The sequence below is a fragment of the Pseudomonas sp. S5F11 genome, assembly GCF_019641515.1.
In the GTDB taxonomy this organism is placed as follows: domain Bacteria; phylum Pseudomonadota; class Gammaproteobacteria; order Pseudomonadales; family Pseudomonadaceae; genus Aquipseudomonas; species Aquipseudomonas rhodesiae.
This window is the reverse complement of record NZ_JAIFJZ010000001.1, coordinates 3,527,344-3,539,663: the sequence shown is the minus strand read 5'-3', so window position 1 is coordinate 3,539,663 and position 12,320 is coordinate 3,527,344. Positions and strand designations below refer to the sequence as shown.

The 12,320-nt window shown below is 60.3% G+C and carries 15 protein-coding genes; 7 read left to right on the top strand and 8 right to left on the bottom strand.

Going from position 1 to position 12,320, the window contains the following annotated elements:
- Positions 1-55 precede the first annotated feature (55 nt).
- Positions 56-1,366 (top strand): MFS transporter, encoded by a 1,311-nt coding sequence (locus tag K1567_RS15910; RefSeq protein ID WP_040266541.1) that lies wholly within the window; start codon positions 56-58, stop codon positions 1,364-1,366.
- Positions 1,367-1,434: 68 nt separating this feature from the next.
- On the opposite strand, the gene K1567_RS15905 is transcribed toward K1567_RS15910, so the two are convergent.
- The 3 genes from K1567_RS15905 to trpB all read right to left on the bottom strand — a co-directional run bounded on the left by K1567_RS15905 (position 1,435) and on the right by trpB (position 5,304).
- Complete coding sequence (locus K1567_RS15905; protein ID WP_220698635.1) at positions 1,435-3,093, bottom strand: FAD-binding protein; 1,659 nt, start codon at positions 3,091-3,093, stop codon at positions 1,435-1,437.
- A gap of 174 nt (positions 3,094-3,267) precedes the next feature.
- Complete coding sequence (gene trpA, locus K1567_RS15900) at positions 3,268-4,077, bottom strand: tryptophan synthase subunit alpha (protein ID WP_034101661.1); 810 nt, start codon at positions 4,075-4,077, stop codon at positions 3,268-3,270.
- Positions 4,078-5,304, bottom strand: coding sequence for a tryptophan synthase subunit beta (gene trpB / locus K1567_RS15895; protein ID WP_034101662.1), 1,227 nt, complete (start codon positions 5,302-5,304; stop codon positions 4,078-4,080).
- 110 nt (positions 5,305-5,414) lie between these two features.
- Between trpB and K1567_RS15890 the strand changes: the two genes are divergently transcribed.
- On the top strand, positions 5,415-6,311 hold the full coding sequence (locus K1567_RS15890) for a LysR family transcriptional regulator (protein WP_034101780.1): 897 nt from the start codon (positions 5,415-5,417) through the stop codon (positions 6,309-6,311).
- On the opposite strand, the gene K1567_RS15885 is transcribed toward K1567_RS15890, so the two are convergent.
- On the bottom strand, positions 6,308-6,634 hold the full coding sequence (locus K1567_RS15885) for a YqjD family protein (RefSeq protein WP_034101663.1): 327 nt from the start codon (positions 6,632-6,634) through the stop codon (positions 6,308-6,310). The genes K1567_RS15890 and K1567_RS15885 overlap by 4 nt on opposite strands.
- A gap of 156 nt (positions 6,635-6,790) precedes the next feature.
- Here K1567_RS15885 and K1567_RS15880 point away from each other — a divergent pair, with 156 nt between their 5' ends.
- Together K1567_RS15880 and K1567_RS15875 are read left to right on the top strand one after the other, a co-directional pair.
- Positions 6,791-7,006, top strand: coding sequence for a dodecin (locus K1567_RS15880; protein ID WP_003170747.1), 216 nt, complete (start codon positions 6,791-6,793; stop codon positions 7,004-7,006).
- Positions 7,007-7,119: 113 nt separating this feature from the next.
- On the top strand, positions 7,120-7,344 hold the full coding sequence (locus K1567_RS15875) for a DUF1161 domain-containing protein (protein ID WP_034136332.1): 225 nt from the start codon (positions 7,120-7,122) through the stop codon (positions 7,342-7,344).
- A 63-nt stretch (positions 7,345-7,407) separates the two neighbouring features.
- Here the strand turns inward: K1567_RS15875 and K1567_RS15870 are convergent, their stop codons facing one another.
- A complete protein-coding gene (locus tag K1567_RS15870) occupies positions 7,408-8,409 on the bottom strand; it encodes an LLM class flavin-dependent oxidoreductase (RefSeq protein ID WP_034111111.1) in 1,002 nt (333 codons plus the stop codon).
- A gap of 216 nt (positions 8,410-8,625) precedes the next feature.
- Between K1567_RS15870 and K1567_RS15865 the strand changes: the two genes are divergently transcribed.
- Both K1567_RS15865 and K1567_RS15860 read left to right on the top strand, forming a co-directional pair.
- Entirely contained in the window at positions 8,626-9,057 is a 432-nt protein-coding gene (locus tag K1567_RS15865) for an OsmC family protein (RefSeq protein ID WP_034101667.1), read from the top strand.
- Between the two features lie 141 nt (positions 9,058-9,198).
- Positions 9,199-9,438 (top strand): DUF1161 domain-containing protein, encoded by a 240-nt coding sequence (locus K1567_RS15860; RefSeq protein WP_034101669.1) that lies wholly within the window; start codon positions 9,199-9,201, stop codon positions 9,436-9,438.
- Here K1567_RS15860 and K1567_RS15855 read toward each other — a convergent pair whose 3' ends face one another.
- Complete coding sequence (locus K1567_RS15855) at positions 9,439-9,861, bottom strand: hypothetical protein (protein WP_034101670.1); 423 nt, start codon at positions 9,859-9,861, stop codon at positions 9,439-9,441.
- Positions 9,862-9,971: 110 nt separating this feature from the next.
- On the opposite strand from K1567_RS15855, the gene K1567_RS15850 reads away from it, so the two are divergent.
- Complete coding sequence (locus K1567_RS15850) at positions 9,972-11,015, top strand: aminopeptidase (protein ID WP_213548384.1); 1,044 nt, start codon at positions 9,972-9,974, stop codon at positions 11,013-11,015.
- Between the two features lie 66 nt (positions 11,016-11,081).
- On the opposite strand, the gene K1567_RS15845 is transcribed toward K1567_RS15850, so the two are convergent.
- Positions 11,082-11,741: an HAD family hydrolase gene (locus K1567_RS15845; RefSeq protein WP_034136336.1), complete on the bottom strand. Its 660-nt coding sequence runs from the start codon at positions 11,739-11,741 to the stop codon at positions 11,082-11,084.
- The gene (locus K1567_RS15840; RefSeq protein WP_220698634.1) at positions 11,738-12,280 is read right to left on the bottom strand and encodes a gamma carbonic anhydrase family protein; all 543 of its coding nucleotides are present in this window, start codon (positions 12,278-12,280) and stop codon (positions 11,738-11,740) included. The genes K1567_RS15845 and K1567_RS15840 overlap by 4 nt, the downstream gene beginning before the upstream one ends.
- Positions 12,281-12,320 lie beyond the last annotated feature (40 nt).

Genomic DNA, 12,320 nt, shown 5'->3' with positions numbered 1-12,320 from the left:
ATCCGGTTTCTTCAGTAAGACTTGTCCTCAATAAACATAAGAAGAGACTACCCCCATGCAACCTGAATCCTTGACCGGGCAGGCTCCTTTAGTCACGCCTAGCCGAAAGCGCTTCTTCATCATGGTGCTGCTGTTTATCACCGTGGTGATCAACTACCTGGACCGCAGCAACCTCTCGATTGCAGCCCCGGCCCTGACCAGTGACTTGGGTATCGACCCGGTGCACGTCGGCCTGATTTTCTCGGCCTTCGGCTGGACCTACGCGGCCATGCAAATCCCCGGCGGCTGGCTGGTGGACCGGGTGCCGCCGCGCATTCTCTACACCGCTGCCCTGCTGCTGTGGTCTATCGCTACTGTGATGCTGGGGTTTGCCGCCAGCTTCATCGCGCTGTTCGTTTTGCGCATGGCAGTCGGTGCGTTGGAAGCGCCGGCCTATCCGATCAATAGCCGCGTGGTCACCAGTTGGTTTCCCGAGCGTGAACGCGCCACCGCCATTGGCTTTTACACCTCCGGGCAATTTGTCGGGCTGGCATTCCTGACGCCGGTCCTGGCCTGGCTGCAGCATCGCTATGGCTGGCACATGGTGTTTGTGGTGACCGGTGGCGTCGGCATTCTGTGGGCGGCGATCTGGTACGCGGTGTACCGCGAGCCGCGTGATTTCAAAGGTATCAACCAGGCCGAAATCGACCTGATCCGCGACGGTGGCGGGCTGGTGGACCTCAGCACTCAAACGGCCAAGACCAAGACGCCATTCAGCTGGGTCGACCTGGGTATTGTCCTGAGCAAGCGCAAACTGTGGGGGATCTACCTCGGGCAGTTCTGCCTGAACTCCACGCTGTGGTTCTTCCTGACATGGTTCCCGACGTATCTGGTGAAGTACCGCGGCATGGACTTCATTAAGTCCGGCATGCTCGCGTCGCTGCCGTTTCTCGCGGCATTCGTTGGGGTGCTGTGTTCCGGGCTGTTTTCCGACTGGCTGATCCGTCGCGGCGCGAGCGTGGGTTTTGCGCGCAAGTTGCCGATCATCAGCGGCCTGCTGATCTCCACGGCGATCATCGGCGCCAACTTCGTCGAATCGACCCCGCTGGTTATCGCCTTCCTGGCCGTGGCGTTCTTCGGCAACGGGCTGGCTTCGATCACCTGGTCGCTGGTCTCGACCCTCGCCCCGGCGCGCTTGTTGGGCCTGACCGGCGGGGTGTTCAACTTCATCGGCAACCTGGCGGCGATTACCACGCCAATCGTCATCGGTTTCCTGGCCAGCGGCGATTCGTTTGCGCCGGCGATCACCTACATCGCGCTGCTGGCGTTGCTGGGGGCGTTGTCCTACGTGCTGCTGGTAGGCAAGGTTGAGCGCATCGAGCTGTAAACCAGCCACCCGCTGGCGAGGGCGCAATGCCCTCGCCAGCGGGGTTGTTGCCTCAGAGGCGCCGGTCGTTACGGGAGTGGCACCGACATTTCGTTGCGGAACACATTCAATGGGTCCCAGCGTTGCTTGGTTCTACGCAGACGGCTCTCGATGAGGGGGTTGGGGAAGAAAATTCCATACCACGACGGGTTCTTGGCATTGGCCGGGTCGCCGCCAATGTAGGTCATATCCAAGTCCGGGTAGTTGATGTAGCAGCCCTCGAATTGCGCATCGTCCGGCACGCCGGTGCTGAACGCCGCTTTAAAAAGTCCGCGAATCCAGTTGGCATGGGCCTGGTCCACTGCATCGTCCGTCGAATGCCAATAGCACTGCGGTTGCCATTTGAGGTACGAGGAACGCTGGGCGGCGGAGGTCTGCGCCAGGATCGGAGCCTCCATTTCGTTGATGCGCCCGCCAAACGATTGGATCTGGATCAGGCTCTGGGTCAGGTATTGCGCTGGGTCGGGCCATTTCAAAGTGTTCCAGATCGCGTCCTTGACCTGTAGCGTGAACGCGCCTTTCTGATACGCCGATTTATAGCGACCGCGCTGATTGTCGCCGGACCCGTTGAGCGATTGCGTGGCGTACAGCCAGTCCAGGCGCCTGGCGGCGTCATGGGCGGTGCGCAGGGAGGTGATGTGGCGGCCCTTATTCATGCCGCTGGGCTGGTGCACCACATGAAACGGCAACAATGATTCCCGTGCACTCCCGCCGACCGCAGCGAGCATGCTGCTGACAAAGTCGTCGAAGGGCGCGAGGTCATCGAGTTGGCCATCCTTGTCGACGTAATGAATGCCTAGAGTGACGTTGCCGGTATTGGCGTGACGCATCTCCAGCTTGGTGGCCAGGCCCCAGGTGCTGGGGTCCGCCTGATGGCTTGCAAACCAGAGCTGATAAGCGTCCAGCAGCCCGCCGAGCTTGGTGCGGTCCAGTTCGTTCAAATCCCATTCCAACGGCAGCCAAAGCACTTCCTTCGGTGCCGGCGGCAGCGCCTTGAAGTAGTAACTGGTGATGATGCCGAACTGGCCGCCACCGGCACCGCAGCAGGCCGCGAACAAATCCAGCTCGTCGCTATCGGTGCTGTCGCGGGACACATGCACCGGTTCAAGGCCTGTGCCGGTGGCATCGGCAACCAGGATATCCACACCGTCCAGCCAGTCGCAGACCAGCCCGTATTTGCGCGATAGCAACCCGTAACCGCCGCCGCAGATATGCCCGCCCAGCCCCACCGAATAACAGGAACCGCTCGGCAAGGCTTTGCCCGCCAGCTTGTACAGCGCGACGCTGGTGTCCCAATTCTGGCAACCGGGTTCCAGGCGCACGCTGTAGCGGTAGGTCGAGTCGGGCACCAGCACTGAGCCAATCTGCCCATTGGGGTCGTAGGCCACTTGGTTCATCTGGCCTACATCCAAAATCGATAATGCCTCGCCAGGCGCATTGGGCATCACGTTGGAGACGAAGCCCTCGTAACAGTGGCCGCCGCTACGCACGGTGATGCGGCCGTTGGGCATCGCCAAAGCCTGGGCGGCGGCGTCGATGATGTCCTGGGGGGTGTGACACAGGTATATCAGGTTGGCGCCGTCGGGCGACGACTCGCCCTGAACGTTGCCTTTTGGCCAGCGCAGGTTGAAGCCTTTTTGCAAGGTGGAGTGACGCGGGTCTGAAGGTGGGACGAGATCAAATGCCATGATGGACTCCAGGGAGACAATGATGACTTCTGATGCAACTAACTTAACGACCGACGGAGCAAGAACGGTGGGGCTTGCAGAGGTGGTTAGACAGCAATAGGCAAGAAGTGCGTTGAAGGTGGGGCGCAATGCCCACCTTCAGCCTAGCCTAGATCAGTCGGGAGCCTGAGGCCTTTACTTACGAGCGTTACGTACACCTTCCGACAATGCTGCGCAGTGGCTGAGCACGCCGTCGATAGCCTGCTGGTCGCTGCTGGCATTGGCGATGTGATCGATCAACGCCGAGCCCACCACCACACCGTCCGCCAGCCGTGCAATTGCGGCGGCCTGTTCCGGCGTACGAATACCGAAACCGATGCTGATCGGCAGATCGGTGTGCCGACGCAGACGCGTGACGGCTTCTTCGACGTGTTCCAAGGTGGCGGCGCCGGCGCCAGTCACACCGGCCACCGACACGTAATACACAAACCCGGAACTGCCGTTGAGTACGGTCGGCAGGCGCGCGTCATCAGTGGTCGGCGTGGTCAGGCGGATAAAATCCATGCCTGCGGCCTGGGCCGGGTCGCACAGCTCGCCGTTGTGCTCAGGTGGCATGTCGACCACGATCAAACCGTCCACACCGGCGGCTTTGGCATCGTCGATAAAAGCGGGCACGCCGTATTTGTGGATCGGGTTGAAGTAGCCCATCAACACCAGCGGTGTTTCGTTGTTGTCCTTGCGGAACTCGCGAACCATCTGCAGGGTTTTCGCCAGGTTCTGCTTGGCGGCCAGCGCGCGGATGTTGGCCAGTTGAATGGCCGGGCCGTCGGCCATTGGGTCGGTGAAGGGCATGCCCAGCTCGATCACGTCGGCACCGGCAGCCGGCAGACCTTTGAGGATCGCCAGGGAGGCATCATAGCCGGGGTCGCCGGCGGTGACGAAGGTCACCAGGGCGGCACGGTTTTGTTCCTTGAGTTGCGCAAAGCGGGTTTGCAGGCGGCTCATTTAGTGTTTCTCCTGCTGAGACTGTTCCATGTGGTGCATCACGGTCTGCATGTCTTTGTCGCCACGGCCGGACAGGTTGACCACCATCAGGTGATCCTTCGGCAGCGTCGGTGCGCGCTTGAAGACTTCGGCCAGGGCATGGGCGCTCTCAAGTGCAGGAATAATCCCTTCCAGACGGCAGCATTTGTGGAAAGCATCGAGGGCTTCGTGGTCGGTCACCGAGGTGTACTGGACGCGGCCGATATCATGCAACCAGGCGTGTTCCGGGCCGATGCCGGGGTAGTCCAGGCCGGCGGAAATCGAGTGGGCGTCGATGATCTGGCCGTCGTCGTCCTGCAACAGGAAGGTGCGGTTGCCGTGCAGTACGCCCGGTACGCCGCCGTTGAGGCTGGCGGCGTGCTTGCCGGTCTCAATGCCGTGGCCGGCCGCTTCGACGCCGATGATTTCCACGCTCTTGTCGTCCAGGAATGGGTGGAACAGGCCCATGGCGTTGGAACCACCGCCGATGCACGCCACCAGGCTGTCCGGCAGGCGGCCTTCCTGGGCTTGCAGCTGGGTGCGGGTTTCCTTGCCGATCACGGCCTGGAAGTCGCGCACCATCGCCGGGTACGGATGCGGGCCGGCCACGGTGCCGATCAGGTAGAAGGTGCTGTCGACGTTGGTGACCCAGTCGCGCAGGGCTTCGTTCATCGCATCTTTCAGGGTGCCGGTGCCGGCGACCACTGGGATTACTTCAGCGCCCAGCAGCTTCATGCGGAACACGTTGGCCTGCTGGCGCTCGATGTCGGTGGTGCCCATGTAGATCACGCATTGCAGGCCGAAACGCGCAGCCACGGTGGCAGTGGCCACGCCATGCATGCCAGCGCCGGTCTCGGCGATGATGCGTTTTTTGCCCATGCGTCGCGCCAGCAGGATCTGGCCGATGCAGTTGTTGATCTTATGCGCGCCGGTGTGGTTCAGCTCTTCGCGCTTGAGGTAGATCTTGGCGCCGCCGCAGTATTCGGTCAGGCGTTCGGCGAAATACAGCGGGCTTGGGCGACCGACGTAGTCGCGTTGGAAGTAAGCCAATTCCTCGTTGAATGCCGGATCGATCTTGGCCGCTTCGTATTCGCGGGCCAGGTCGAGGATCAACGGCATCAGGGTTTCAGCGACGTAGCGGCCGCCGAACGCGCCAAACAGGCCGCTGGCGTCTGGGCCGTTGCGTAGATCGGTCTGGGACTGAGTCATGGGACGCTCCAGGAAAGAATTCGTGTGGGAAGCAATGAGGGCCACTCTACCCCTCACATTCGATGCTGAAAACCGATAAGATCGCCGCAACCTGTCAGGAAAACTCACAGATGAGCCGAGACCTCCCGCCCCTCAATGCCTTGCGTGCATTCGAGGCCACCGCGCGCCTTAACAGCGTCAGCCAGGCCGCTGAGCAACTGCATGTGACCCACGGCGCAGTAAGTCGCCAGTTGAAGGTGCTCGAAGAACACCTGGGCGTCAGCCTGTTCGTCAAAGAGGGTCGTGGCCTTAAACTCACAGATGCCGGGGTACGGCTGCGGGATGCCAGCGGCGAGGCGTTCGAGCGCTTGAGGGATGTGTGTGCCGAACTTACTCAGAGCAGCGTGGATGCCCCATTTGTGCTCGGTTGCTCAGGCAGTTTGCTCGCGCGCTGGTTGATCCCGCGGCTTGGCCGGCTGAATGCCGATCTGCCGGACCTGCGCCTGCATCTTTCGGCGGGCGATGGCGATCTGGACCCGCGTCGGCCTGGGCTGGATGCCTTGCTGGTGTTCGCCGAACCGCCATGGCCGGCGGATATGCAAGTGTACGAGTTGGCCAGTGAACGTATCGGGCCGGTAATGAGCCCGCGCTTCAGCGGCTACGAGCGTTTGCGCCAGGCGCCCGCCTCGGCGTTGTGTGGCGAGGCGCTGTTGCACACCACTTCACGACCTCAGGCATGGCCCAGCTGGGCGCAGCAATATGGCATCGCACCGGCGGCGTTAAAGCACGGGCAAGGCTTTGAGCATTTGTATTATTTGCTGGAGGCGGCAGTGGCCGGGCTGGGCGTGGCGATCGCGCCGGAGCCGTTGGTGGCAGAGGATCTGCGGGCCGGTCGCCTGGTGGCGCCGTGGGGTTTCAGCGAAACCCCGGCGCACCTGGCGTTGTGGCTACCCAAGCGCGCCGCGGATGGGCGCGCTCGGCAGTTGGCGCAATGGCTCAAGGCTGAGCTGTCGCGCCAACCGGTTTAGTCACCGCGCTTGCACAGCAGGTAAGCCGCCAGCAGGCCCAGCGCGCCAACGGCGACGCCGGCGGTGGTCCATGGGTGCTCTTGTGCGTAATCGCGAGTCGCCACGCCGGTTTCGCGCAGTTTGACTTTGCTTTCTTCGTAGGCGTCGGTGATCAGGTGACGGGAATGCTTGAGCGCGTTCTCGGCATTGCTTTTCAGGGCCTTCAAGGTTTTGCGCGACTCATCGGACGCATCGTCCTTGAGACTTTCAAGGGACTTGAGCAGGCTCGAAATCTCGGCTTCCATGCTTTCCAGCGACGCTTTGCGTAAAGAAGTGTTGGCCATGTGGACTCTCCTGAAGTGATTGAGTGGCGTGTGTAGATACCGACTGCGGGGTTTGCAGAAAGTGCAGTAAATCTGAACTTTCGGGTAGGAACGGCCGCCAGAAGCAGTACGAAGATTGACTGCTAGGCTGCATAAACCACCCTTAGGAGAAACACCATGAGCGATCATCACACGTACAAGAAAGTCGAATTGGTGGGTTCGTCCACCACCAGTATTGAAGACGCAATCAACAATGCCATCGCCGAAGCGAACAAGAGCCTCAAGCATCTGGAGTGGTTCGAAGTCACCGAAACCCGTGGCCATATCGAAAACGGCAAGGTGGCGCATTACCAGGTGACGTTGAAAGTGGGATTCCGGATTGCCAGCAGTTGATCCCGTGAGTTGAACTTGCTGACTGGCCGATTGCCATAACCTGCGCTACACCGTTCGGGTGCCGATGCCATTGCAACGGTATGTCCATTTCGATCAGCGCAAGGAAGTAACGGATGAAGAAGCTCCTGTTAGCAGTAGGTTTGTTGAGCATTGCAGGCTCCGCACTGGCCGCGGGTAAGCCGTGTGAAGAGCTCAAAAGCGAAATTGCCGCGAAAATCGACGCCAAAGGTGCTTCGGGCTATTCGCTGGAAATCGTCGACAAAGGCGCTTCGACCGACGCCCAAGTGGTCGGTAGTTGCGAAGGCGGTACCAAGGAAATCGTCTACAAACGCGGCTAACCCCGTGTTGCAGACATAAAAAACCGACGCGGGTGCGTCGGTTTTTTTTCGCCTGAGGTTGGGTCAGCCCTTCATCAGCTGCGCCAGCAACTCGTAGGAATGAATCCGGTCGGCGTGTTCGTACAGATCGCAGGTGAAGATCAACTCGTCCGCGCCGGTCTGTTCGATCAGCACCTCAAGTTTGGCGCGGATCTTCGCCGGGCTGCCCACCATGGCCAGGCCGAGGAAACTTCCGACTGCGTCCTTTTCATGGGGCAACCACAGGCCGTCCATGGTTTTCACCGGTGGGCGCTGCACCAGGCTCTGGCCGCGCATCAAGGCGAGGATGCGCTGGTAGACGGACGTCGCCAGGTAATCGGCCTGCTCGTCGGTATCGGCTGCCACCAGCGGAATGCCCAACATCACGTAGGGTTTATCCAACACGGCTGAAGGCTTGAAGTGGTTGCGGTACACGCGAATCGCTTCGTGCATAAGGCGCGGTGCGAAATGGGAGGCGAAGGCGTAAGGCAAACCGCGCTCGCCGGCCAGTTGCGCACTGAACAGGCTCGAACCCAGCAGCCACACCGGTACGTTGGTGCCGGTGCCGGGAACAGCGATGACCCTTTGATCTGGCGTGCGCGGCCCCAGGTAGGCCATCAGTTCGGCCACGTCTTCGGGGAAGTCATCGGCGCTGCCCGAGCGCTCACGGCGCAGGGCGCGGGCGGTCATCTGGTCGGAGCCAGGCGCGCGGCCCAGGCCCAGGTCAATGCGCCCGGGGTACAGGCTTTCGAGGGTGCCAAACTGCTCGGCGATCACCAGCGGCGCGTGGTTGGGCAGCATCACACCGCCGGAGCCGACGCGAATCGTCGAGGTGCCGCCGGCCAGATAGCCGAGCAATACTGAAGTGGCTGAGCTGGCGATGCCATCCATGTTGTGGTGTTCAGCCACCCAGAAGCGGTTGTAGCCGAATTTTTCCAGGTGCTGAGCCAGGTCCAGGGAATTGCGCAAGGACTGCGCCGGGCTGCCATTGGCCCGCACGGGCACCAGGTCGAGGGCGGAAAACTTAATGTCGGACAGCGATTTCATAAGCCTGCTTCTCCAGTAGGGGCGCAGGCTTCTTAAGACGAACCAAAACCTGCCGCTTCATGTGCATGTTCTATGCAATGAGGGCATATACCCGAGATTCAATAGTGCGTGTAAGAAATCCTACTTAATTGCTGGGTTTTTCCTATGACTGAACTTTGCCAGAGCTTCTATCCTCAGAACCTTACTGAAGCAAAACCACCGTTCGAGGAGAAAGCTATGAGTATCGTTAAAAAGGCATCCGCGCATTGGGAAGGTGATCTGAAGACAGGTGTGGGCTCCATTTCCACCGAAACCGGCGTACTGCGTGAAGCGCCTTACGGTTTCAAGGCCCGTTTTGAAGGCGGCAAAGGCACCAACCCGGAAGAACTGATCGGCGCGGCCCACGCCGGCTGTTTCTCCATGGCGTTTTCCATGATTCTGGGCGATGCCGGCCTTAAGGCTGACAGCATCGACACCCAGGCAGACGTGACCTTGGACCAGGTCGACGGTGGCTTTGCGATCACCGCCGTGCACCTGACGCTCAAGGCCAAGATCCCAGGCGCCAGCCAGGCCCAGTTCGATGAACTAAGCAAAAAGGCCAAGGAAGGTTGCCCGGTATCCAAGGTCTTGAATGCAACCATCACCCTGGATGGCACGCTCGTAAACTGACACAAGGTCCATCGTGGGAGGGCGTAAGCCGCCTCCCGCGATGTTCTGCGTTAAATCAGAACTCCCGATTCGCAACTGTGGTCCTATACCCTATGCAGCCTAGTCGCACACTCGTGCGCAATGCATTCAGGGAGCTTCAACATGAAACGTTTTGCCTTGGCGATCATCTGCGGTGTGTTGGCCACATCGGCCGTGGCCGCTCCAAAAGATTGTGAAGAACTCAGGAAAGAGATCGAAGTGAAGATCCAGGCCAAGGCGATTCCGTCCTACACCCTGGAAATCATCACCGCCGAAGAAGCGAAGAACCACGACAGCGCCATGATCGTCGGTACGTGCGAAAACGGCACCAAACGCATCATCTACCAGAAGAACAACGACTGATTAGAGGCAGTTCACACTGCGCTCCTCTGCCAGCAACTGACGGCCCGAGTCGTAGAGCCGGATGTTGGGCGTGAAGGCCAGCGAGCGACCTTCCAGCAGGTAGCGCTGGCCGGCCTGGAAGTGGTCGTACTGCAACGTCATAAAGCAGGTTCGGTACATCATCTGGCTGAGGCTACCTAGGCCGCCACCCGCCGGCACCTCAAAATCAAACCGCACCATCAGTTCATGGGCGCCGGGCGGCATTTGGAAGTAGCGCCCGTCGTCGAGATTCTTGCCGTCCAGACGCTGTGCCATCACCAGCTTCGCCCCCGGAGTGGGCGTGATGAAATCGACCCATGCCTGTTGTGGGTCGGCCGACGGCACCGGCGTTGTGGTGCAGGCACTCAGAAGTAAGGCAGCGGCGGCAAACAGCAATGGGCGCATGGCACAGTCTCTATGCAGGATGAGGTTTGAGTATAAACACCTCAGGCCGTGGAAAAATTCCCGGCAGGCACGCTAGTCTGGCGCGCACATTACCCAGGAGCAGTCGGAATATGGTCAGGCGTTTTGTTGTTGCGGCGTTGACTGTGCTGCTGAGCGGTTGCTCCAGTGTCACTTACTACAGCCAATTGGCGAGCGGTCAATGGCAGTTATTGCGCGCCCGCGAGCCCGTGGCCCAAGTCATTGCCGACCCGACGCGCCCGCAAGTACTGCGCGAACACCTGGCACAAGCGCAGAAGGCACGCACCTTCGCCAGCGACCATCTGCACTTGCCCGATAACCTGAGTTACAGGCTGTACGCGGACATCGGTCGTCCCTATGTGGTCTGGAATGTCTTTGCCACGCAGGAGTTTTCTCTGACGCCTCAGACCCATTGCTTTCCCATTGCCGGCTGCGTGGCCTATCGCGGTTATTACAACCAGGGCGCCGCACGGGGTGAGGCGGCAATGTTGAAGCTGCAAGGCATGGATGTGGCGATCGGCGGCGTGGAGGCTTATTCCACCCTGGGGTGGTTCGACGACCCGATCATGAATTCGATGTTGAACTGGGGCGATGAGCGGCTGGCCACGTTGATCTTCCATGAATTGGCTCACCAGCGTTTCTATGTAAAAGACGACACGGAGTTCAACGAGTCGTTTGCCAGTTTCGTCGAGCAAGAAGGCACGCGCCAATGGCGTGCAGCGAGGGGGCTGGGGCCGATCAGCGATACCCAGGCGCGGCAGCGCGAGCAATTTATCCGCCTGATCCTCGACACCCGCCAATGCCTGGAAAAACTCTACGCACAGCCCTTGGCCCCGGAGGTGATGCGGCAGGCCAAGGCGGCGCAGTTCGAGCAATTGCGCCACGACTATCGACAACTGCGCGACACCCAGTGGGCGGGCGATAAACGCTATGACGCCTGGATCAATCAGCCGATGAATAACGCTCGGCTGCTGCCGTTTGGGCTGTATGACCAGTGGGTGCCGGCGTTTGCGGCGTTGTTTGCCCAGCAAGGTGGGGATTGGCTGAAATTCTACGCCGCGGTGGAAAAGATGGGCGAGATGCCGCAGATGCAGCGCAAGGCTGCGTTAAGGCAGTTGGAGGGTGTGGGCTTGTAGGGCCTCATCGGGGGCAAGCCCCCTCCCACCTTTTTACGCTGCACAGCTTGCCCCCGGTGACGATTTTTAAGGCCGCTGCAAAAACGCCCCGTGCATCGCGGCCAATGTCTCGAAATGCCAGGTCGGCGCTTCGGCATTCAATTCTTCAAAGCTGCCAAATCCATACCCCACCGCCGCCGAATCCAGCCCATTGCTACGGGCGCCGATCAGGTCGTGCTTGCGATCGCCGATCATCAGGGTGTTGGCCGGGTCCAGGCCCTCTTCTTTGATCAGGTGGGCAATCAGCTCGACCTTATTTGTGCGGGTACCGTCCAGCTCGCTGCCGTAAATCACCTTGAAGTGCTTGGCAAAGTCGAAATGCCGCGCAATCTCCCGGGCAAATTCCCACGGCTTGGAGGTGGCGATGTACAGCTGGCGGCCTTGGCTGTTGAGTGCCTCCAGCAACGGCATCACCCCGTCGAACACGCGGTTTTCGTACAGCCCGGTGACCTTGAAGCGCTCGCGATAGAAATTCACCGCGTCCCAGGCCTTGGCTTCATCGAAGTCATAGAACTGCATAAAGGCTTGCAGCAACGGCGGGCCAATGAAGTGTTCCAGGCGGGTCAGGTCTGGTTCATCAATGCCCAACTTGGCGAGGGCGTACTGGATCGAGCGGGTGATGCCTTCACGCGGGTCGGTGAGGGTGCCGTCCAGGTCGAACAGCACGGTGGAGTAATGCAGGGTCATCGGTCGAATCCTTCCGCCAGGTGCAGGTCTTTAAGCTTCACGTAGTTCGCCGCGCTGTAGATGAAAAAGGCGCGTTCCTTGTCAGTCAGCGCACGGATTTGTTTCACCGGGCTGCCCACATACAAAAAACCGCTTTCCAGTGTCTTGCCCGGCGGCACCAGGCTGCCGGCGCCAATGATCACGTCATCTTCCACCACTGCGCCGTCCATCACGATGCTGCCCATGCCGATCAGGATACGGCTGCCCACCGTGCAACCATGCAGCATGACCTTGTGGGCGATGGTCACATCGTCGCCGATCAGCAGCGGGAAACCGTCGGGGTTGAAGGGCCCGGCGTGGGTGATGTGCAGCACGCAGCCATCTTGGATGCTGGTGCGCGCGCCGATACGGATGCGGTGCATGTCGCCGCGAATCACGGTCAGCGGCCATACGGAGCTGTCGGGGCCGATTTCGACATCGCCGATCACCACCGCCGAAATATCGACAAACGCCCCGACGCCCAGGGTTGGCGTGTGGTTCTGATAGGTGCGAAGGGTCACGATAGCTTCTCTCTCTTTTGCTGATAGCTGCGGTGGGCAT